A 19,651-nucleotide genomic window follows, 5' to 3' on the forward strand; every position below is an offset into this window, starting at 1 on the left:
GGGACAACCAGCTTATGACCGATGCGCTGACGCGGTGTGCTCGTCAGCTGACAAGGAGTGCACAGCGCAGCATGCCCCGCGCGGGCGCTCCTGTCACGCCCCCGGCGGTAATCACCGAGGTCAATTCGCCGTTTTTGCGGCGCCGTTCACCGTGTCCTCGGCGATGCGCTCGTGGTGGCGGATCACTTCGGCGATGATGAAATTCAGGAACTTCTCAGCGAACGCCGGATCCAGTTTGGCGCTTTCGGCGAGGGTGCGCAGGCGCTCGATCTGGCGGGCCTCGCGGGCCGGGTCGGCGGGCGGCAGCTGGTGCACGGCCTTGAGGTGGCCGACCTGCTGGGTGGCCTTGAAGCGCTCGGCGAGCATGTGGACGACGGCCGCGTCGATGTTGTCGATGCTGTCGCGCAGCCGGGCGAGTTCCTCACGGACCGCGGGGTCGACGTCACCGGTCGCGTTGTTGCTGGTGGTCATGGGCGCCAAGCCTACGGGGCGGGCGCCGGCCCGATCATGGGTGGATCGTCGGGGTCGGGGACCTGGTTGCTCCAACCGCCGGGGACGGCGCGGCCCTGCTGGGCGCGGAAGCGGACCGGGGCCGTGCCGACGCGGCGGGTGAACAGGCGGGAGAAGTAGGCCGGATCGTCGTAGCCGACGCGGCGGGCGACGGCGGCGACCGGGAGTTCCGTGGCCGCCAGCAGCTCCTTGGCTCTGCCCAGGCGGATGCCGAGGAGGTAGTCCTTGGGGCTGCATCCGGCGCCGCGGCGGACGGCGGTGCGCAGTTCGGCGGGGGTCATGTGGTTGCGGGCGGCGTGCTCGGCGACGGACAGCGGCAGACAGGCGTCGCGGGCGAGGGCCTTGAGGACCGGGTCGCCGTCGGGGGCGAGGTCGGCACGGGCGCGGCGCAGGGCGACCAGGAGCTCATGGACGGCGGCGCCGGTCTCCACCTCCAGGAGGGGGTTGCCGCGGCGGGCGGCGCGCGCGATACGGCCGATGACGGCACGCGCGCCGGCGGCGTCCGAGAGGGGCACCACGGGCCGCTCCGGCTCGATGTAGCCGAGTTCGGTGTACGTGACCGTGGCGGGCCCGGCGAAGTCCACGAACCCCTCGTCCCAGCCGGCGCCGGCGTCGGGCGCGTAGTGGTGCGGGACTCCGGGGGTGAGCCAGAGCAGTGCGGGTGCGGTGACGGTCGTACGGCGTCCGTCGGGGGCCAGGTACCAGCCGCCGCCCGCGCTGATGACGACGGCGACGTGGTGGTCGAGGGTGCGCGGGCCGACGGTGGGCAGCGCGCCGTACTGGAGGCCGACGCCGAGGCAGACCAGGCCGAGCCGGTGGTGGGCCGGTCCGGGCGTGAAGAACCGCATCCAGGTGTGGTACATCGACGCGCTCCTTCCGGCGCCGCTCCGGTCCCGGCCGTCGCCGTACCGGTCGTTTTCGTCCAAGCAGCGCCGATCTTTGTCCATGGACGGTGATCACCGCCAGGGGTGAGGCTGGGGCGTATGAGCGACTTCAGGGTGGGGGACACGGATTTCCTGCTGGACGGGCGGCCGGTACGGCTGCTGTCCGGCGCGCTGCACTACTTCCGGGTGCACGAGGCGCACTGGGAGCACCGGCTGGGGATGCTGCGCGCCATGGGCCTCAACTGCGTGGAGACGTACGTGCCGTGGAACCTCCACGAGCCGAGGCCGGGGAGTTACGAGGATGTGGGCGCCCTGGGGCGCTTCCTGGACGCGGCCCGGGCGGCGGGGCTGTGGGCGATCGTGCGGCCCGGCCCTTACATCTGCGCGGAGTGGGAGAACGGCGGGCTGCCGCACTGGCTGACCGGCGAGCTGGGCACGCGCGCGCGTACCCGTGACGAACGCTTCCTGGCGCACCTGGAGCGCTGGTTCGACGCGCTGCTGCCGCAGGTCGTGGAGCGGCAGATCGACCGGGGCGGCCCGGTGCTGATGGTGCAGGCCGAGAACGAGTACGGCAGCTACGGCTCCGACGCGGAGTACCTGGGCCGGCTGGTGGAGCTGCTGCGGGACAAGGGCGTCACCGTCCCGCTGGTCACCTCGGACGGCCCGGAGGACCACATGCTCTCCGGCGGTTCGATCCCCGGTGTGCTCGCCACGGTGAACTTCGGCTCCCAGGCGCGCGAGGCGTTCGAGACGCTGCGCCGGCACCGGCCCGAGGGGCCGCTGATGTGCATGGAGTTCTGGTGCGGCTGGTTCGACCACTGGGGTGCCGGGCACGTCACCCGCGACGCGCAGGACGCGGCGGCCGCCCTGCGCGAGGTCCTGGAGTGCGGTGCCTCGGTCAACATCTACATGGCGCACGGCGGTACGAACTTCGCCGGCTGGGCGGGCGCCAACCGGGGCGGTGGCGCGCTGCACGACGGCCCGCTGGAGCCCGACGTGACGTCCTACGACTACGACGCCCCGATCGACGAGTTCGGAAAGCCGACGGACAAGTTCCGGCGCTTCCGCGAGGTGCTCGCCGAGTACGCGGAGGGCCCGCTGCCCGAACTCCCGCCCGCACCCCCGCGGTTGGGCGCGGCGGCCGACGTGACCCTGACGGGCCGGGCGTCCCTGGACACCGTACTGGAGACGCTCGGCGGCCCGGAGACGGCGGCTCCTGTGCCGCCGACCTTCGAGGAACTGGACGTGGACCGGGGCCTGGTGCGGTACGCGGCGACGATTCCGGGTCCGCGGCAGCCGTACCCGCTCATCGCGCGCGGTCTGCGGGACCTGGCGGTGGTGTACGTCGACGGGGAGCGGGCCGGGGTGCTCGCCGAGGGCGACGAGGAGCTCAAGGAGCCGGTCGCCGGGCACGCGCGCGTGGAGCTGTGGGTGGAGTCCCTGGGGCGGGTCAACTACGGGCCGCGCAGCGGCGAACCCAAGGGCATCACCGGGGGCCTGCTGCACGAACGGCAGTACCTGCACGACGTACGCGCGCGTGGGCTGCGCCTGGACGCACTCGACGACATAGGGGCCGTCGCCCTGGAGCCGCTCGGCGAGGACGGCGCCCCGGGGCTGTACCGGGGCGCCGTCACGGTCGCCGGCGCGGGCGACGCCTTGCTCGAACTCCCGGGCTGGACCCGGGGTTTCGCCTGGGTCAACGGCTTCAACCTGGGCCGCTACTGGTCGGCCGGACCGCAGCAGTCGCTGTACGTCCCCGGGCCGGTACTGCGGGAGGGCGACAACGAGGTGTGGCTGCTGGAACTGGAGGGGACGGACTCCGCCGGACCTGCCGCCGTACGCCTGGTGAGCGTGTAGAGCGGCTCTAGAGCGCTGCCGCCGCCCGGGCTATGTCGCCCGCGAAGGTGTCGACCTGGGTGTAGATCCCGGGCGCGCCCGGGCGGGCGCAGCCGTCGCCCCAGCTGACGATGCCGACCTGGATCCAGTGATCGGCGTCGTCCTTGCGGAACATGGGGCCGCCGGAATCACCCTGGCAGGTGTCGACACCACCTTGGGGGTAACCGGCGCAGAGCTCGTCCTTGGGAGTGAGCCGGTTGCCGTAGTTCCACCTGCACATGCTGTCGGGGACGTAGGGGACGGTGGCCTTGAGGAGTTTGGTGGAGCCGGTGTGGCTGGTCTCCTTGGTCGTGCCCCAGCCGGCGACGGTGAACACACCGCGGTTGTAGCGGCTGTTGGTGGCGATCTTCAGGGTCGGCAGGTTGACGGGGTGGGCGAGTTTGATCAGCGCCCAGTCCTTGCCCTTGCCGTCGTAGCCGGGGGCACGCTTGACCTTGGTGGACTTCACCTTGATCGCGGAGGTGGAGTTCAGGTCGGTGACACCGGCGGTGACGGTGATGCGGGTGGTGCTGCCGGAACCGCCCACACAGTGCGCGGCGGTCAGTACGACGTCCTTCTTGTAGAGCGCCCCGCCGCAGCCCATCGAGAGATGGACCATGAACGGGAACTCGTTCTGCGCGGCGGGCGTTCCTCCGACGACGGGCGACGGCGCGGCCTGCGCCGCGGCGACGGGTTCCAGGCTCGCGACGGCGAGGGCGACGGCACCGACGGCCGCGGCGCGCCGGACCAGGGGCCGACGGCGCCTCCCGGGGGTGATGGACGTCAACGTGGGTCCTTTCTTGGGGGGTTGAGTGGCAGAAGACGCAGATGGATCCGACGATCAATATGAAGATCAAGTAGCGGGCATGACAAGGACGGATCTCACGCCGGGGCCGCGGAACCCGGCCAGGGAAAATCCGCTCGGCTCCCCGTAGAGTGGAATCGGGTTCAGGGCGTCTTGGGGGTCGGGCGTGGCGAACGGCGGACCGGTCGAGCACGGCTACCCACACCTGGAGACGGTGCGGGCCGCCATCACCGCGCTCTACAAACGGTTGTCGTACGACACCATCCAGTCCTTCTCGGCGAGCGTGGCCCCGGCCGACGTGGCCTTCTGCGACACGGACGATCTCCATCTGGGGGCCCAGCGGGTGGCCCGCGAGCTGGTCCGGCACTACCGGCTCCCCGACGCCCGGATGATCGTCGGCTTCCGGGAGATGACCCATGCGGCCAACGTGGAGCTGGCCGCGGGTCCCGAGTACTTCGTCGAGCTGAACGACCGCTTCCGCAGCCATCGTCGGGACATCGGGGCCGCGCTGGCCCACGAGGTGATGCACGTCTATCTGCACCGCCTGGACCTGTCCTTCCCGGGCACCCGGGACAACGAGATCCTCACGGACACGGCGACGACGTATCTCGGCGCCGGCTGGCTCCTCCTGGACGCCTTCCGTGAGGACGCGGCGTCCTCGCAGAAGCTCGGCTACCTCACCCCGGAGGAGTTCGGCTACGTGCTGGCCAAGCGCGCCCTGGTCTTCGGCGAGGACCCGTCCGTGTGGTTCACCAGCCCGCAGGCGTACGAGGCGTACACCCGGGGCATGGCGATGGCCCGCCGCGACGAACAGCAACCGCCGCTGACGGCGGCCGGCTGGGCGGGCCGCCGCCGCTACGCCCGCGACCGCCGCCACGCCCAGGACCACTCCCCCGTTCCGCACCCGGAGACCCCGTACGCCTTCACGCCCGACGGCCGGGGTCCACTACGGGTGTCGTTCCCCTGCCCGACCTGCCAGCAGCGGATCCGGGTGCCGGTGAAGGGGAGGATGCGGGCGCGGTGCGGGCTGTGCCGGACGGTGTTGGAGTGCGACACGTAAGCGGCCTCTCGCTTCCGCCGATGGCTCCGCTAGGAGTCCTTCGCCGCCCTGGCCCGGTACGCCGCGACCGTCGTCCGGCTCGCGCACGCGTTGGAACAGAAGCGGCGTGTCCGGTTCCGTGACTGGTCCACGAAGTAGTTCTCGCACCCGGCCGCGGCGCACCGCCCCAGCGTCACGGCCGGATCGCCGGCCACGACGAGGGCGAGCTTGGCGGCGATCAGTTGGCCGACCCAGCGCTCCGCCGGGGTGCCGTTGCGGCTGAAGTGGACGTGCCAGTCGCCGTCGTGGTCGGACAGGTGCATCTCCGGCGGATAGTCGCGCAGCAGGCGGTGCACCGCTTCGGGGGCGGCGCGGTCGACCGTCTCCGCCAGGGCCGTGCGCACGAGGTCCGGCAGTTCGCCGTAGTCGCCGCCCTCCGGCGGAGTGACCTCGTGCTCTTCGAAGAACACGGCGACCAGTTCGCCGTCCCGATCGAGGGTCCCGGTGTTGGCCAGCTCGACGGCCAGCCGCGTCACGTTCCCAATGTAGTCACCGTATTGCACTTGACCACCTACATCGCCGCTTCCTAATGTAGGCGTCATGCTAACCGATGACACCTACACGGCACGCCGCCTGCAGCTTCTCGGGGAGTGGGATGCCGCGCTCGCCGTCCTGGGCCCGGACGCCGATCCCGAGCTGCGGGCGGAGATCGCCGTAGACCGCTGGTTCTTCCGGATGGAGGGTCACGAGGAGGCCGAGAAGGCGGTCGCGGCACTCGATCCCGCATCGCCGACCGCGCACCTGCTGACGGCTCGACTGGCCTACAGCCGCCTGCTGTTCGGGCGCGACGCCCGCCCCGACGACCGAGCCGTGGCCGAGGCCGGCTACCGCGCGGCCGCCGAGAGCGGCGACGAGATGACGCGCGCCTGGGCCGAGTACCACTGGGCCGTCCTGCTGGACAACATCGACGAGGACCCGGCCGGCGCCCTCCCGCTGTACGAGACGGCCCTCGAGGTCGCGACGGAGTCCGGCGACGGCTACTTCGAGTCCTACATCATCCGGCACCTGGCACCGCACAAGGAGCCCGCCGAGCGGCTCGCGATGCTGCGCCGCTCGCTGCACCTGCGCGCGGCGCTCGGCGCCCGGCCCCAGACGGTCGCCGCACAGGCCCTCCTCGCCGACCACCTTCCCGAGGACGACCCCGAGCGCGCCGAGCTGTTGCGGACGTCCCGCCCGGGCGCGGAGGAGCTGCGCATCGGCTGGCTCCTGTCCGAGGTCTGATCCGCCGGGTGCGTCGGCCCCGACCCCAGCCTCAGCCTCAGCCCCAGCCCCAGCCCCAGCCCCAGCCCCAGGCAGGGTACGGCGGATCAGGCGCTACGCCCCGTACACCGCTCCCGGAACCTCGGCCTCCGCGAGGAGCTTGAGTGCCGTCTCGCCCGCCTCGGCCGGGCTCCAGCGCGCCCCCTTGTCGGCGGTCGGGCCCGGCCGCCAGCCCTCCATGACGGTGATCCGGCCGGCCTCCGCCTCGAAGACCCGCCCGGTCACGCCCGCGCTCGCGGCGGAGCCGAGCCAGACGACGAGGGGCGACACGTTCTCGGGGGCCATCGCGTCGAAGCCGGCCGCGGGCGCCGCCATCGTCTCGGCGAAGGCCCGTTCAGTCATCCGGGTCCGGGCGGCCGGCGCGATCGCGTTGACCTGGACGCCGTAGCGGGCGAGTTCGGCCGCGGCGACCAGCGTCAGCCCCACTATGCCCGCCTTCGCGGCGCTGTAGTTCCCTTGCCCGACCGAACCCAACAGCCCTGCTCCGCTGCTGGTGTTGACGATCCGGGCCACCGGCACCCGACCGGCCTTGGCCTCCGCCCGCCAGTGCGCGGCCGCGTGTTTCAGTGGCAGGAAGTGGCCCTTGAGGTGGACGCGGAGTACGGCGTCCCAGTCGTCCTCGTCGAGGTTGACGAGCATCCGGTCGCGCAGGAAACCGGCGTTGTTGACGAGCGTGTCGAGGCGGCCGTACGCCTCCAGGGCGGCCGCCACCAGCGACGCGGCCCCTTCGGTGGTCGCGATGTCGCCGCCGTGGGCCACCGCCTCGCCGCCCGCCGCGCGGATCTCGTCAACGACCTGCCCGGCGGGGCTGCCGGCGCCGGGCGCGCCGTCCAGTCCGACGCCGAGGTCGTTGACCACGACCCGTGCGCCCTCCGCCGCGAACGCGAGCGCGTGCGCCCGCCCGAGGCCTCGTCCGGCGCCGGTGACCACGACGACCCGTCCCGCGCAGATTCCGCTCATCTCACGTCTCCTTGTTGGCGGTTGCCGCGTCGAGGAAGGCCGGCCGCTCCCCGCCGCCGTGCACGAGCAGGCTCGCCCCGCTGATGTAGGAGGCGGCGTCGGAGGCGAGGAAGACGGCCGCCGCGCCGATGTCGGCGGGGGTCGCGAGGCGGCCCAGCGGCACCGTGCGGGAGACCGCCTCGACGCCCTCCTCGCCGCCGTAGTGGAGGTGGGCCAGTTCGGTACGGACCATGCCGACGACGAGCGTGTTGACGCGGACGTCCGGCGCCCACTCCACGGCCATCGAGCGGGCGAGGTTCTCCAGCCCGGCCTTGGCCGCCCCGTACGCCGCCGAGCCGGGCGAGGGCCGGCTGCCGCTGACGCTGCCGATCATCACGACGGAGCCTTTCGCGCGCCTGAGGTGTTCGTACGCGGCGAGCGAAGCCGTCAGCGGGGCGAGGAGGTTCAACTCGACGACGCGTGCGTGCCGTTCGGCGTCCGCGTCGGCCAGCCGGCGGTAGGGCCCGCCGCCCGCGTTGTTGACGAGGACGTCGAGCCGGGTCAGGGCGCCGAAGAAGGCGCGTACGGCGGAGGGGTCGCGCAGGTCCACGGGCGCGAACTCGACGCCCTTGAGCGGGACTTCGGGCGGTCGACGCGCACACACGACCACCTCCGCACCGGCCTCGGCGAAGGCCTGCGCGATCCCGGCGCCGACGCCCCGGGTGCCGCCGGTGACGACGGCGACCTTCCCGTTCAGCTCCATTGGCGGCTACCCTCCACCTAACAAACGTTTGGTGGAAAGGTAGCTGATGCGGCCATGGGTGTCTCCACCTCGTACCCGGAAAAGGGGTCCGACGAAGAGGGAATCGCCGTCGTCACGGTCGACTTCCCGCCGGTGAACGCGCTGCCGGTGCGCGGCTGGTACGCACTGGCCGACGCGGTGCGCGCGGCGGGCCGCGACCCGCGGGTGCGGTGCGTGGTCCTGGCCGCGGAGGGGCGCGGGTTCAACGCGGGCGTGGACATCAAGGAGATACAGGCGCAGGGGTCGAGCGCGCTGGTGGGCGCCAACCGCGGCTGTTTCGAGGCCTTCGCGGCGGTGTACGAGTGCGAGGTCCCGGTGGTGGCGGCGGTACACGGCTTCTGCCTGGGCGGCGGCATCGGCCTGGTGGGGAACGCGGACGTGATCGTGGCGAGCGAGGACGCCGCCTTCGGGCTGCCCGAGCTGGACCGCGGCGCCCTGGGCGCGGCCACGCATCTGGCCCGGCTGGTCCCGCAGCACCTGATGCGCGCGCTGTACTACACCTCGCGCACGGCGACCGCGGCCGAGCTGCACGCGCACGGCTCGGTGTGGCGCGTGGTGCCGCGTACCGAACTGCGCGCGGCGGCGCTGGAGTTGGCGCGCGAGATCGCCGCCAAGGACGGGGAGCTGCTGCGGCTGGCGAAGGCTGCCATCAACGGCATCGATCCGGTCGACGTGCGCCGCAGCTACCGCTTCGAGCAGGGCTTCACGTACGAGGCGAGCACGGTCGGGGTGGCCGACCGGGTCCGGGACACCTTCGGTCGGGACACCTTCGGTGGGGAGCAGAAGGGGGCGCAGGCGTGAGTGACAAGACGATGACCGCCGAGGAGGTCGTCTCCCGGCTGGAGAGCGGCATGACCCTCGGCATCGGCGGCTGGGGTTCGCGCCGCAAACCGATGGCCCTGGTGCGGGCGTTGCTCAGGTCGGGGATCACCGATCTGACCGTGGTGTCGTACGGCGGCCCGGACGTCGGGATGCTGGCCGCGGCCGGCCGGATACGGAAACTGGTCGCCGCCTTCGTCACCCTGGACTCGATCCCGCTCGAACCGCACTACCGCGCGGCGCGTGAGCGCGGCGCCTTCGAGCTGATGGAGGTCGACGAGGCGATGTTCCTGGCCGGACTGCGCGCCGCCTCCCACCGGCTGCCCTTCCTGCCGATCCGGGCGGGACTCGGCTCGGACGTGCTGCGGGTCAACCCGGCTCTGCGGACGGTGACTTCGCCGTACGAGGACGGCGAGACGTTCGTGGCGATGCCCGCGCTGCGGCTGGACGCGGCCCTGGTGCACGTCAACCGGGCCGACCGGCTGGGCAACGGGCAGTATCTGGGCCCGGACCCGTACTTCGACGACCTGTTCTGCGAGGCGGCGGACGCGGCGTACCTGTCGTGCGAACGGGTCGTCGACACGGCCGAGTTGACGAAGGAGGCAGCGCCGCAGACCTTGCTGGTGAAGCGCCACACCGTGACGGGGGTCGTGGAGGCGCCGAACGGAGCGCACTTCACGTCCTGCGTACCCGACTACGGGCGGGACGAGGCTCTTCAGAAGACGTACGCGACCACGCCGTGGCCGGAGTTCGCGGCCAGGTACCTGGCCGGGGACGAGCAGGCGTACCGGTCCGCCGTCAGGGAGGGGTCATGACCACCGTCACCCGCGCCGAGTACTGCGTGATCGCCTGCGCCGACGCCTGGCGGGACGCGGGTGAGATCCTCGCGAGCCCGATGGGGCTGATCCCCTCGGTGGGGGCGCGGCTCGCCAAGCGGACCTTCGCGCCGGACCTGTTGCTGACCGACGGCGAGGCGCTGCTGGTCGGTCTCGACGGCACGGTCGAGGGCTGGCTGCCGTACCGCGCCCATCTGGACCTGGTCACGACCGGGCGGCGACACGTGATGATGGGGGCGAGCCAGATCGACCGGTTCGGCAACCAGAACATCTCGTGCATCGGCGACTGGGAGCGGCCGAAGCGGCAGCTGCTCGGGATGCGGGGCGCGCCGGTCAACACGCTGAACAACCCGACCAGTTACTGGGTGCCGAGGCACTCCCGGCGGGTGTTCGTCGAGAAGGTCGACGTGGTGTGCGGGGTCGGGTACGACCATGCGGCCGGCGCCCGCTTCCACCGTATCCCGCGGGTCGTCTCCGACCTGGGCGTCTTCGACTTCGCGACCCCGGACCACTCGATGCGGCTGGCCTCGCTGCACCCGGGGGTCACGGTGGAGCAGGTGCGAGAGGCGACCGCCTTCGAGCTGACGGTCCCGGACCAGGTGCCGCCGACCCGGGAACCCGGCCCCGACGAGCTGCGGCTCATCCGGGAGGTCATCGACCCGGCGAACTCCCGCTCCCGGGAGGTCGGTTCGTGATGGAGACGGCGCTCACCCGGCTGGTCGGGGTCCGGCATCCGATCGTGCAGACCGGGATGGGGTGGGTGGCGGGCCCGCGGCTGGTCTCGGCGACGGCGAACGCGGGGGCGCTGGGCATCCTGGCCTCCGCGACGATGACGACCGACCGGCTGCGGGAGGCGATACGGGAGGTCAGGTCCCGTACGGACGCGCCGTTCGGGGTCAATCTGCGGGCCGACGCGTCGGATGCCGGCGACCGGGTGCGGATCATGATCGAGGAAGGGGTGCGGGTGGCGTCCTTCGCCCTCGCGCCCTCCCCCGAGCTGATCGCGGAGCTGAAGGAGGCCGGGCTGGTCGTGATCCCGTCCATCGGCGCCCGGCGGCATGCCGAGAAGGTCGCGGCGTGGGGTGCGGACGCGGTGATCGTGCAGGGCGGGGAGGGTGGCGGGCACACCGGTGAGGTGGCGACGACCGTGCTGCTGCCGCAGGTGGTGGACGCGGTGCGGATACCGGTCGTGGCCGCGGGGGGCTTCTTCGACGGACGGGGGCTGGTGGCGGCGCTGGCGTACGGGGCGGCGGGGGTCGCGATGGGCACGCGGTTCCTGCTGACCTCCGACTCGACGGTGCCGGACGCGGTGAAGGCGAGGTATCTGGCGGCGACGGTCAAGGACGTCACGGTGACCACGGCGGTGGACGGGCTGCCGCACCGGATGCTGCGCACCGAGCTGGTGGACGGGCTGGAGAACTCCGGCCGCGCGAGGGCTCTGCTGCACGCGGTGCGCCGGGCGGCCGGGTTCCGGAAGCTGTCCGGGCTCACCTGGCGGCAGATGGTGCGCGACGGGCTCGCCCTCAAGCACGGCAAGGAGCTGTCCTGGAGTCAGGTGCTGCTCGCCGCGAACACGCCGATGCTGCTGAAGTCGGCGATGGTGGACGGGCGTACGGACCTCGGGGTGATGGCGAGCGGTCAGGTGGCCGGGGTGATCGAGGACCTGCCGTCCTGCGCGGAGCTGGTGGCCGGGGTGATGGCCCAAGTGGAGGAAATCATCGGCGAGTTGGCGAAGGGCGGTGCTTCAATGCGCGCATGACGGAGACGATCGGGGAGCCCTGGGGGCTCAGTGTGTTCGGGGCGGGCAGCGTTCGGGTGGAACCGCAGCTGGTGCGGGTCAAGTTGTCGGTCGATGTGCTGGAACCCTTGCCGGACAAGGCGTTTCAGGGGGCGGGCGCTGCGGTGGCGCGGCTGCGGGAGGTGCTGCGCGGGCACGGGATAGCCGACGCGTCGGTGTCGGGCTCCCGGCTCAAGCTCAGCTCGGACTACGCCGGTTACGGCGCCGAGCGGAAGTTCCTCGGCTACCGGTGCACGGCCTCGTACGTCATCGAGACCGAGGCGCTCGACGACCTCCAGCAGCTGATCGTGGACGCGGTCGACGCCGGGGCGCACCAGATCGACAGCGTCGACTTCGACGTACACGACAAGCCCGCGCTGCGGGACGAGGCCCGGCGCAAGGCGGTGGCGGCCGCCCGGCGCAAGGCCGAGGTGTACACGGAGGCGACCGGGGTGCCGCTGGGGCCGGTGGTGCACATCCAGGACGTGGACTCCGAGTCGTACGAGTTCCACCAGTACCGCGGCCACGGAGGTGGCGGCGGCAACTCGGCGGGCGACCTCGCACCGGGCATGGTGGAGGTGTCGGCGGGCGTGCTGCTGGGGTTCTCGCTCGGCCGCTGAGCAGTCAGATCCGCTCGATGATCGTCACGTTCGCCTGACCGCCGCCCTCGCACATGGTCTGTAGCCCGAACCGGCCGCCGGTGCGCTCCAGTTCGTGCAGCAGGGTCGTCATCAGCTTGACGCCGGTGGCGCCCAAGGGGTGGCCGAGGGCGATCGCGCCGCCGTTGACGTTGACCCTTTCCGGGTCCGCGCCGGTCTCCTTCAGCCAGGCCAGGACGACCGGCGCGAAGGCCTCGTTGATCTCGACGAGGTCGATCTCGTCGATGGTCAGGCCGGTCTTCTTCAGGGCGTGGGCGGTGGCCGGTATCGGCGCGGAGAGCATGCGGATGGGGTCCTCGCCACGGACGGAGAGGTGGTGGACGCGGGCGCGGGGCCGCAACCCGTGTTCGCGTACCGCCCGTTCCGAGGCGAGCAGCATCGCCGCCGCGCCGTCGGAGACCTGCGAGGAGCAGGCCGCGGTGATGGTGCCGCCGTCGAGGACGGGCTTGAGGCCGGCCATTTTCGCCGGCGAGGTGTCCCGGCGCGGGCCCTCGTCGACGGCGACCTCGCCGTAGGCCACGGTCTCGCGTTCGAAGCGCCCCTCGTCGATGGCCCGCAGCGCCCGGCGGTGCGAGCGCAGCGCGAACTCCTCCTGGTCCTGGCGGCTGATCCCCCACTTCGAGGCGATCATCTCGGCGCCCACGAACTGGTTCACCGGCTGGTCCCCGTACCGCGCCCGCCAGCCCTCGCTCCCCGCGAAGGGACCGCCGGTCAGGCCCAGTGGCTCGGCGGCCTGCCGGGTCGCGAAGGCGATCGGGATCATCGACATGTTCTGCACACCGCCCGCGACCACCAGGTCCTGCGTGCCGGACAGCACCCCCTGCGCCGCGAAGTGCACGGCCTGCTGCGAGGACCCGCACTGCCGGTCGACCGTCACGCCCGGCACCTCCTCGGGCAGCCCGGCCGCCAGCCAGCAGGTCCGTGCGATGTCCCCGGCCTGCGGCCCCACCGCGTCCAGACAGCCGAAGACGACGTCCTCGACGGCGGCCGGGTCCACGCCCGAGCGGGCCACCAGTTCCTTCAGCACGTGCGCGCCGAGGTCCGCGGGATGGACCCCGCTCAGCCCTCCCCCGCGCCGCCCGACGGGCGTACGGACCGCGTCGACGATGTATGCCTCGGCCATGGCGACTCCCCTGACTCCGCTATGAGTTAGATGCGTACGGCGATCCCGTCCAGCACCATCGACAGGTACTGCCGGGCGATCTCCTCCGGGCTGTGCTGTCCGCCCGGCCGGTACCAGGACGCGGCCACCCACACGGTGTCGCGCACGAACCGGTAGGTGAGGCGGACGTCCAGGTCGGCCCGGAACACCTCGGCGGCGACCCCGCGCTCCAGCGTGGACAGCCACGCCTTCTCGAACCTGCGCTGCGACTCGGCGAGGAACGCGAACCGCTCCTGCACGGCCAGCTGCCGGCTCTCCTTCTGGTAGATCGCGACGGCGGCCCGGTGCCGGTCGATCTCCCGGAACGACTCGGTGACCAGCGCTTCGAGGGTCTCGCGCGGACCTGACTCGGCGTCCAGGACGGCGTCGTAACCGTCCCAGAGCTCGTCGAGGAAGGTGCGCAGGATCTCCTCCAGCATCGATTCCTTGGAGTCGAAGTGGTAGTAGAGGCTGCCCGCGAGCATGCCCGCGTGGTCCGCGATCTTGCGTACGGTGGTGGCGTTGTAGCCCTGCTCGGCGAAGACCTCGGCGGCGGTGTCGAGGAGTTCGCGCCGCCGCGCGGGTGCGGCGGTCACCTGGGGCTTCTTCTTGGTCGGCACGGTCCCATTCTCGTCCTACGGGTGCTGGCTGCTGACGGAGACGGCCTCTCCGGTCATGTACGAGGAGTAGCCGGAGGCCAGGAACACGATCACGTTGGCCACCTCCCAGGGCTCCGCGTACCGCCCTAAGGCCTCGCGCGCGGTGAGTTCCTCCAGCAGTTCGGGCGTGGTCACCTTCGCCAGGTGCGGGTGCATGGCGAGGCTCGGCGAGACCGCGTTGACCCGCACCCCGAATCCGGCCGCCTCGATCGCCGCGCACCTGGTCAGCGCCATCACTCCGGCCTTCGCGGCGGCGTAGTGGGCCTGCCCGGCCTGGGCGCGCCAGCCGACCACGGAGGCGTTGTTGACGATCACGCCGCCGCGTCCGCCGTCCCGCAGCAGCCGCAGGGCCGCCCGGGTGCACCGGAACGTGCCGTTCAGCGTCACGTCCAGCACCCGTGACCACTGCTCGTCGGTCATGTCGACGAGGTCCGAAGTGCCGCCGAGCCCCGCGTTGTTGACGACGACGTCCAGCCGCCCGTGCTCCTGCACGGCCGCCTCGAAGAGCGCGCCGACCTGCCCTTCGTCGGTCACGTCGCACGCCACCGCCACGACCGACTCCGCGCCGAACTCCCCGGCCAGCGACGCCTCGTACTCCTTGAGCCGCCGCACATGCGCGTCGCTGATGACCACGCGCGCGCCCTCCTCCAGGAAGCGCCGCGCGGTCGCACCGCCGATGCCGGCGCCCGCCGCCGCGGTGATGACGGCGGTGCGCCCCTTCAGCAGCCCGTGCCCCGGCTCGTACACAGGACCCTCGACGCCTGTCATGGGGCCACGCTAACCTACCAAACACTTGTTAGGGAAGGTCTGCCGAAGGGACGGCGCTCCATGGATCTCGCCTTCACGCAGGAAGAGGAGGCCTTCCGCGCCGAGGCCCGGGCCTGGCTGGCGGCGCATGTGCCGGAGGTGCCCCTGCCGTCGCTGGAGACCGAGGAGGGCTTCGCGGCGCACCGCGCATGGGAGGCGGAGCTGGCCGCGGACCGCTGGTCGGTCGTCAACTGGCCGGTGGAGTACGGCGGGAGAGGGGCCGGGCTGATCTCCTGGCTGGTGTTCGAGGAGGAGTACTGGGCGGCGGGCGCGCCGGGCCGGGTCGGACAGAACGGCATCAGCCTGCTCGCGCCGACGCTCTTCGATCACGGCACGGAGGAGCAGCGGGCGCGGGTGCTGCCGCCGATGGCCACCGGCGAGGTGGTGTGGGCGCAGGCCTGGTCGGAGCCGGAGGCCGGTTCCGACCTGGCGTCCCTGAAGTCGAAGGCCGTGCGCACGGAGGGGGGTTGGCTGCTCGGCGGCCAGAAGACGTGGTCGTCCCGGGCCGCCTTCGCCGACCGCGCCTTCGGCCTGTTCCGCACCGCCCCGGACACCCCGAAACCCCACCAGGGCCTGACCTACCTGATGTTCGACCTGCGCGCACCCGGCGTCACGGTCCGCCCGATCGGCCGCCTCGACGGCAAGCCGGCCTTCGCCGAGCTCTTCCTGGACGAGGTGTTCGTGCCGGACACGGACGTCATAGGGGAGCCGGGCGAGGGCTGGCGGATCGCGATGTCGACGGCGGGGAACGAACGGGGCCTGATGCTGCGCTCCCCCGGCCGCTTCCTCGCGGCGGCGGACAGACTGGCCAGGCTCTGGGAGGAGCGGGGCAGCCCGCAGCACACGCAGGACCGAGTGGCCGACGCCCTGACAGGCGCCCGCGCCTACCGCCTCTTCACCTACGCGGCCGCCTCCCGCGTCCTGGAGGGCGCCGCCCTCGGCCCCGAGTCCAGCATGAACAAGGTCTTCTGGTCCGAGTACGACATCGCGCTGCACGAGACGGCGCTGGATCTGCTGGGCGGGGAAGGCGAGTTGGCCGACACCGACTGGTCCGAGGGCTACGTCTTCTCCCTCGCCGGCCCCATCTACGCGGGGGCGAACGAGATCCAGCGCGACATCATCGCCGAGCGCCTGCTCGGCCTCCCGAAGGGACGCCGGTGATGCGCTTCCTGCTCGACACCGAACAGCGGGCGTTCGCCGACTCGTTGGGCGCGATGCTGGCGGCCGCGGACACGCCTTCGGTCGTACGGGACTGGAGCCGCGGCGAGCACGCGAGCGGGCGCGCGCTGTGGGGCCGTATCGCCGAGGCGGGCGCCTTCGGGCTGGCCGTACCGGAGGAGTACGGCGGACTGGGCGTCCGGCCCGTCGAACTGGCCGTCGGCTTCGTCGAGTTGGGGCGGTACGCGGTGCCAGGGCCCCTGGTGGAGACGGTCATGGCGGCGGCGCTGCTCTCCGAGGCCGAGGCCGAGCCCGCCGCCAAGCGCCTGCTGCCGCCTCTGGCCTCCGGCGAGGCGATGGCCACCGTGGCCCAGGAGTCGCCGTATGCCCTGGCCGGCGACGTGGCGACCGCCCGCCCGACCCTGGCCGGCGAGATGGCGGCCACCCGCCCGACCCTGGCCGGCGACGCGACGACGGCCACTCGACTCGCCCTCGACGGCGACGCGGCGACCACCCGCCTGGCCCTCGCGGCCGACGGTCTCCGCCTCGCCCCCGGCCACGGCCCGGTCCGCCCCTCCCTCGACCCCGCCCGCCGCCTCACCCCCCTCGCACCGGGCGGTGAACTCCTCACGCCCGATCCACCCGTCGAGCGCGCCCTCGCCCACGCCCGCCTGGCCACCGCCGCCCAGGCCCTCGGCGTAGGTCTCGCGCTCCTCGACAGAACCGTCGCCCACGTCAAGCAGCGCACCCAGTTCGGCGTCGCCATCGGGTCCTTCCAGGCCGTCAAGCACCGGCTCGCCGACGCGAAGATCGCCCTGGAGTTCGCGCGTCCGCTGCTGTTCGGCGCCGCGCTCACGATGGACCCGGCCGACGTCGCCGCGGCCAAGGTCACGGCCTGCGAGGCGGCGTACACCACCGCGCGGACCGCGCTTCAGTTGCACGGCGCGATCGGGTACACGGCGGAGTACGAGCTGTCGCTCTGGCTCACCAAGGCCCGTGCCCTGCGCACCGCCTGGGGCGGCCCGCGGGAGTGCCGGGCCGTCGTGGTCAGTGGTGGTGGTCGCCGCTGGTGAGCTCCCGGTACTCCTCCTTCGTCGGCTTCGCGATCTGCGCGTCGGCCCCGAACATCGCCCGCGCCAGCTGGGCCCGCACCCGCTCGGAGACCGTCACCGGCCGGCGCACCCCGTTCTTGTCGACGAGCGGCCCGAGCTCGTACGGCGGGCTCTGCTCGTGCTGCGTGAGCGTGTGCAACTGCCCCTGCCCGAGCGGCTCGTGGACCTCGACGAACTCCCCGTTCGGCAGCCGCCGGATGAGACCGGTCTCCCTGCCGTGCAGCACCTTGTCCCGGTCCCGCCGCTGCAGGCCCATACAGACCCGCTTGGTGACGAGGAAGGCCGCCACCGGCATCACGAAGACGGAGATTCGCACGAACCAGGTGATCGAGTTGATGGACAGATGCAGATGCGTGGCCACGATGTCGTTGCCGCCACCGATCAACAGGACGGCGTACAGGGCCAGCCAGGCCACGCCGAGGCCGGTGCGCACGGGCACGTTGCGCGGCCGGTCCAGGATGTGGTGCTCGCGTTTGTCGCCGGTGACCCAGGCCTCGATGAACGGGTAGACGCCGAGGGCGAGCAGGATCAGCGGGAAGAGTGAGAAGGGGATGAAGACGCCGGGCTCCAGGGTGTGGCCCCAGAGGTTGATCTCCCATCCCGGCATCACCCGGATCAGGCCCTCGGAGAAGCCGAGGTACCAGTCGGGCTGGGCGCCGGTCGTCACCAGGTCGGGGCGGTACGGCCCGAAGGCCCACACGGGGTTGATGCTGGCGATGCCGCCCATGATCGCGAGCACGCCGAAGACGAGGAAGAAGAAGCCGCCCGCCTTGGCCATGTAGACCGGCAGGAAGGGCATGCCGACGACCGTCCTCTGGTCGCGGCCGGGCCCCGGGTACTGGGTGTGCTTGTGGTAGAAGACCAGGATCAGATGGGCGACCACCAGGCCCAGCATGATCCCGGGCAGCAGCAGGACGTGGATCGGGAAGAGCCGCGAGATGATGTCGTGGCCCGGGAACTCCCCGCCGAACAGGAACATCGACAGGTACGTCCCGACGATCGGGAGCGACAGGATGGCGCCGTCGGCGAACCGGATGCCGGTACCGGACAGCAGGTCGTCGGGGAGCGAGTAGCCGGTCAGGCCGGTGATGATGCCGAGCATCAGCAGGGTCCAGCCGAACAGCCAGTTGACCTCGCGGGGCTTGCGGAAGGCGCCGGTGAAGAACACCCGCATCATGTGCACCAGCATGCCGGTGACGAAGACCAGCGCCGCCCAGTGGTGGATCTGCCGGATCAGCAGCCCGCCGCGCACGTCGAAGCTGATGTCGAGGGTGGACTCGTACGCCCTGGTCATGCTGACACCGTTGAGCGGCACGTACGAGCCGTGGTAGATCACCTCGACGCCGCTCGGCTCGAAGAACAGGGTGAGGTAGATCCCGGTGAGGATCAGGATGATGAAGCTGTAGAGGCAGATCTCGCCGAGCATGAAGGACCAGTGGTCCGGAAAGACCTTGCGCATGTTGGCCTTGGCCAGCGAGTACAGGCCGAGTCGCCCGTCGGCCCAGCCGGCGAGTTTCTCGCCCGTGCCCGGCGGCTCCCTGCGTGCGGAGCCGGCCGCCTCGTTCCCCGTTCGTGCGCCGTCCATACGTTCGTCGCCTCCCGCCGGATCAACCTCAGGGTGACACGATGCCCCGGCCAAGCCAACGGTGCGTGCGGCCGTGCGAGTGACACCGGCTCGCGAGGCCGCGGGCTCCGGTCAGGGCCGTACGATCCCTTCCGCCCGCGCGGCCACCAGCCACTTCGGGAACTCCCCCACCAGGCGGTCGTACAACTCGGCGTCGGGCACCTTGCGCGGGTCCGCGCCGGCGTGGAAGAAGCCGGCGTTGTCCACGACCCGCTTGTGCGGTACGGCCAGCTCGTCGAGCTTGCGCAGGAAGTCGAACTGCTTGCTGCCGGGGTCGCCGAAGCCCACGAACTGCCAGAACAGCGGGAGCTTCGCCGCCTTGCACAGATACCGTTCCGCCGCGAGCTTGTTGATCGGGCCGCCGTCGGTCTGGAACACGACCAGGGCGGGCTCCTTCGAGCCGCTGTCCAGGTAGTGGTCGATGACCGCGTCCATGGCCAGGTGGTAGCTGGTCTTGCCCATGTGCCCGAGCCCGGCCACGATCTTCTCGATGCGGCCCTCGTGCTCGGCCAGCTGGATGTCGGTCTCCGCGTCGACGTCGGTCGAGAAGAAGACCACCGGCACCCGGCCGTCGTCGTCGAGGTGCGCGGACAGACCCAGCACCCGGTCGGCAAGGGCCTGCACCGAACCGTCCTGGTAGTACGGCTTCATCGACCCCGAGTAGTCGACCACGAGGTACACCGCGGCCCGCAGACCGTCCAGCCCGTGCCTGCCGAGCGAGGCCCCGGCGCTCTTGTAGAGGCTGACCAGCGCGGGCGCGGTCTCCTCGACCTTCTTGAGACTGATCGCAACCATGGCCCCTACTTTCCCACCAGTCACCGGTGTTCGTTATTTTGTTCGCCGCCGCCCCCACCGGCTCACCGTCCGCCCCACTTCCCACCCCCG

The 19,651-nt window shown here is 71.8% G+C and carries 21 protein-coding genes; 10 read left to right on the forward strand and 11 right to left on the reverse strand.

Annotation, left to right across the window (positions count from 1 at the left end; all coding sequences use genetic code 11):
- Positions 1–120 precede the first annotated feature (120 nt).
- On the reverse strand, positions 121–471 hold the full coding sequence (locus tag ACQEWB_RS12535; protein WP_432830139.1) for a chorismate mutase: 351 nt from the start codon (positions 469–471) through the stop codon (positions 121–123).
- Positions 472–482: 11 nt separating this feature from the next.
- Positions 483–1,373 (reverse strand): helix-turn-helix domain-containing protein, encoded by an 891-nt coding sequence (locus ACQEWB_RS12540; protein WP_432830141.1) that lies wholly within the window; start codon positions 1,371–1,373, stop codon positions 483–485.
- Positions 1,374–1,493: 120 nt separating this feature from the next.
- Between ACQEWB_RS12540 and ACQEWB_RS12545 the strand changes: the two genes are divergently transcribed.
- Positions 1,494–3,251 carry a glycoside hydrolase family 35 protein gene (locus ACQEWB_RS12545; RefSeq protein WP_432830143.1) on the forward strand — a complete coding sequence of 586 codons (1,758 nt, stop codon included), beginning with the start codon at positions 1,494–1,496 and terminating at the stop codon, positions 3,249–3,251.
- A gap of 7 nt (positions 3,252–3,258) precedes the next feature.
- On the opposite strand, the gene ACQEWB_RS12550 is transcribed toward ACQEWB_RS12545, so the two are convergent.
- Positions 3,259–4,056 (reverse strand): S1 family peptidase, encoded by a 798-nt coding sequence (locus ACQEWB_RS12550; protein ID WP_432830146.1) that lies wholly within the window; start codon positions 4,054–4,056, stop codon positions 3,259–3,261.
- Positions 4,057–4,240: 184 nt separating this feature from the next.
- Between ACQEWB_RS12550 and ACQEWB_RS12555 the strand changes: the two genes are divergently transcribed.
- Positions 4,241–5,134: a hypothetical protein gene (locus ACQEWB_RS12555; RefSeq protein ID WP_432830148.1), complete on the forward strand. Its 894-nt coding sequence runs from the start codon at positions 4,241–4,243 to the stop codon at positions 5,132–5,134.
- Positions 5,135–5,163: 29 nt separating this feature from the next.
- Here the strand turns inward: ACQEWB_RS12555 and ACQEWB_RS12560 are convergent, their stop codons facing one another.
- A complete protein-coding gene (locus tag ACQEWB_RS12560) occupies positions 5,164–5,649 on the reverse strand; it encodes a CGNR zinc finger domain-containing protein (protein ID WP_432830150.1) in 486 nt (161 codons plus the stop codon).
- A gap of 64 nt (positions 5,650–5,713) precedes the next feature.
- On the opposite strand from ACQEWB_RS12560, the gene ACQEWB_RS12565 reads away from it, so the two are divergent.
- A complete protein-coding gene (locus ACQEWB_RS12565; protein ID WP_432830152.1) occupies positions 5,714–6,394 on the forward strand; it encodes a hypothetical protein in 681 nt (226 codons plus the stop codon).
- Positions 6,395–6,487: 93 nt separating this feature from the next.
- Here the strand turns inward: ACQEWB_RS12565 and ACQEWB_RS12570 are convergent, their stop codons facing one another.
- Complete coding sequence (locus tag ACQEWB_RS12570) at positions 6,488–7,393, reverse strand: SDR family oxidoreductase (RefSeq protein ID WP_432830154.1); 906 nt, start codon at positions 7,391–7,393, stop codon at positions 6,488–6,490.
- Position 7,394: 1 nt separating this feature from the next.
- Positions 7,395–8,135, reverse strand: coding sequence for an SDR family oxidoreductase (locus tag ACQEWB_RS12575; RefSeq protein ID WP_432830156.1), 741 nt, complete (start codon positions 8,133–8,135; stop codon positions 7,395–7,397).
- Between the two features lie 54 nt (positions 8,136–8,189).
- On the opposite strand from ACQEWB_RS12575, the gene ACQEWB_RS12580 reads away from it, so the two are divergent.
- From ACQEWB_RS12580 to ACQEWB_RS12600, 5 genes are read left to right on the forward strand one after another with little or no spacing between them, the layout of a single operon-like run.
- Positions 8,190–8,975, forward strand: a complete 786-nt coding sequence (locus ACQEWB_RS12580) for an enoyl-CoA hydratase family protein (protein ID WP_432830158.1) — start codon at positions 8,190–8,192, stop codon at positions 8,973–8,975.
- Positions 8,972–9,808: a CoA transferase subunit A gene (locus tag ACQEWB_RS12585; protein WP_432830160.1), complete on the forward strand. Its 837-nt coding sequence runs from the start codon at positions 8,972–8,974 to the stop codon at positions 9,806–9,808. Before ACQEWB_RS12580 ends, ACQEWB_RS12585 begins: the two co-directional genes overlap by 4 nt.
- On the forward strand, positions 9,805–10,524 hold the full coding sequence (locus tag ACQEWB_RS12590; RefSeq protein ID WP_432830162.1) for a CoA-transferase subunit beta: 720 nt from the start codon (positions 9,805–9,807) through the stop codon (positions 10,522–10,524). The genes ACQEWB_RS12585 and ACQEWB_RS12590 overlap by 4 nt, the downstream gene beginning before the upstream one ends.
- Positions 10,524–11,588 (forward strand): NAD(P)H-dependent flavin oxidoreductase, encoded by a 1,065-nt coding sequence (locus ACQEWB_RS12595; protein WP_432843776.1) that lies wholly within the window; start codon positions 10,524–10,526, stop codon positions 11,586–11,588. The genes ACQEWB_RS12590 and ACQEWB_RS12595 overlap by 1 nt, the downstream gene beginning before the upstream one ends.
- A complete protein-coding gene (locus tag ACQEWB_RS12600) occupies positions 11,585–12,226 on the forward strand; it encodes an SIMPL domain-containing protein (RefSeq protein WP_432830164.1) in 642 nt (213 codons plus the stop codon). The genes ACQEWB_RS12595 and ACQEWB_RS12600 overlap by 4 nt, the downstream gene beginning before the upstream one ends.
- Before the next feature lie 4 nt (positions 12,227–12,230).
- On the opposite strand, the gene ACQEWB_RS12605 is transcribed toward ACQEWB_RS12600, so the two are convergent.
- The 3 genes from ACQEWB_RS12605 to ACQEWB_RS12615 are packed head-to-tail and all read right to left on the reverse strand — an operon-like array spanning position 12,231 to position 14,833.
- Positions 12,231–13,388, reverse strand: coding sequence for an acetyl-CoA C-acetyltransferase (locus tag ACQEWB_RS12605; RefSeq protein WP_432830166.1), 1,158 nt, complete (start codon positions 13,386–13,388; stop codon positions 12,231–12,233).
- A 26-nt stretch (positions 13,389–13,414) separates the two neighbouring features.
- Complete coding sequence (locus ACQEWB_RS12610) at positions 13,415–14,026, reverse strand: TetR/AcrR family transcriptional regulator (protein WP_432830168.1); 612 nt, start codon at positions 14,024–14,026, stop codon at positions 13,415–13,417.
- A 15-nt stretch (positions 14,027–14,041) separates the two neighbouring features.
- The gene (locus ACQEWB_RS12615) at positions 14,042–14,833 is read right to left on the reverse strand and encodes an SDR family oxidoreductase (protein WP_432830170.1); all 792 of its coding nucleotides are present in this window, start codon (positions 14,831–14,833) and stop codon (positions 14,042–14,044) included.
- Positions 14,834–14,893: 60 nt separating this feature from the next.
- Between ACQEWB_RS12615 and ACQEWB_RS12620 the strand changes: the two genes are divergently transcribed.
- Positions 14,894–16,033, forward strand: a complete 1,140-nt coding sequence (locus ACQEWB_RS12620; RefSeq protein WP_432830172.1) for an acyl-CoA dehydrogenase family protein — start codon at positions 14,894–14,896, stop codon at positions 16,031–16,033.
- Positions 16,033–17,103 carry an acyl-CoA dehydrogenase family protein gene (locus ACQEWB_RS12625; RefSeq protein WP_432830174.1) on the forward strand — a complete coding sequence of 357 codons (1,071 nt, stop codon included), beginning with the start codon at positions 16,033–16,035 and terminating at the stop codon, positions 17,101–17,103. Before ACQEWB_RS12620 ends, ACQEWB_RS12625 begins: the two co-directional genes overlap by 1 nt.
- Here the strand turns inward: ACQEWB_RS12625 and qcrB are convergent.
- Positions 17,078–18,727: a cytochrome bc1 complex cytochrome b subunit gene (gene qcrB, locus ACQEWB_RS12630; protein ID WP_432830176.1), complete on the reverse strand. Its 1,650-nt coding sequence runs from the start codon at positions 18,725–18,727 to the stop codon at positions 17,078–17,080. The two genes, ACQEWB_RS12625 and qcrB, sit on opposite strands and share 26 nt — an antisense overlap.
- Before the next feature lie 111 nt (positions 18,728–18,838).
- Positions 18,839–19,561: a vWA domain-containing protein gene (locus ACQEWB_RS12635; protein ID WP_432830178.1), complete on the reverse strand. Its 723-nt coding sequence runs from the start codon at positions 19,559–19,561 to the stop codon at positions 18,839–18,841.
- Positions 19,562–19,651 lie beyond the last annotated feature (90 nt).

Origin of the sequence: Streptomyces sp. CA-249302, assembly GCF_050936785.1 — a bacterium.
In the GTDB taxonomy this organism is placed as follows: Bacteria; Actinomycetota; Actinomycetes; order Streptomycetales; family Streptomycetaceae; genus Streptomyces.

Excerpts from the sequence above, each read along its gene's own strand:
- ACQEWB_RS12535 (WP_432830139.1), bottom strand. The coding sequence starts at position 471 with ATGACCACCAGCAACAACGCGACCGGTGACGTCGACCCCGCGGTCCGT.
- ACQEWB_RS12540 (WP_432830141.1), bottom strand. The coding sequence starts at position 1,373 with ATGTACCACACCTGGATGCGGTTCTTCACGCCCGGACCGGCCCACCAC.
- ACQEWB_RS12545 (WP_432830143.1), top strand. The coding sequence starts at position 1,494 with ATGAGCGACTTCAGGGTGGGGGACACGGATTTCCTGCTGGACGGGCGG.
- ACQEWB_RS12565 (WP_432830152.1), top strand. The coding sequence starts at position 5,714 with ATGCTAACCGATGACACCTACACGGCACGCCGCCTGCAGCTTCTCGGG.
- ACQEWB_RS12570 (WP_432830154.1), bottom strand. The coding sequence starts at position 7,393 with ATGAGCGGAATCTGCGCGGGACGGGTCGTCGTGGTCACCGGCGCCGGA.
- ACQEWB_RS12575 (WP_432830156.1), bottom strand. The coding sequence starts at position 8,135 with ATGGAGCTGAACGGGAAGGTCGCCGTCGTCACCGGCGGCACCCGGGGC.
- ACQEWB_RS12580 (WP_432830158.1), top strand. The coding sequence starts at position 8,190 with ATGGGTGTCTCCACCTCGTACCCGGAAAAGGGGTCCGACGAAGAGGGA.
- ACQEWB_RS12590 (WP_432830162.1), top strand. The coding sequence starts at position 9,805 with ATGACCACCGTCACCCGCGCCGAGTACTGCGTGATCGCCTGCGCCGAC.
- ACQEWB_RS12595 (WP_432843776.1), top strand. The coding sequence starts at position 10,524 with ATGGAGACGGCGCTCACCCGGCTGGTCGGGGTCCGGCATCCGATCGTG.
- ACQEWB_RS12600 (WP_432830164.1), top strand. The coding sequence starts at position 11,585 with ATGACGGAGACGATCGGGGAGCCCTGGGGGCTCAGTGTGTTCGGGGCG.
- ACQEWB_RS12605 (WP_432830166.1), bottom strand. The coding sequence starts at position 13,388 with ATGGCCGAGGCATACATCGTCGACGCGGTCCGTACGCCCGTCGGGCGG.
- ACQEWB_RS12615 (WP_432830170.1), bottom strand. The coding sequence starts at position 14,833 with ATGACAGGCGTCGAGGGTCCTGTGTACGAGCCGGGGCACGGGCTGCTG.
- ACQEWB_RS12620 (WP_432830172.1), top strand. The coding sequence starts at position 14,894 with ATGGATCTCGCCTTCACGCAGGAAGAGGAGGCCTTCCGCGCCGAGGCC.
- ACQEWB_RS12625 (WP_432830174.1), top strand. The coding sequence starts at position 16,033 with ATGCGCTTCCTGCTCGACACCGAACAGCGGGCGTTCGCCGACTCGTTG.
- qcrB (WP_432830176.1), bottom strand. The coding sequence starts at position 18,727 with ATGGACGGCGCACGAACGGGGAACGAGGCGGCCGGCTCCGCACGCAGG.
- ACQEWB_RS12635 (WP_432830178.1), bottom strand. The coding sequence starts at position 19,561 with ATGGTTGCGATCAGTCTCAAGAAGGTCGAGGAGACCGCGCCCGCGCTG.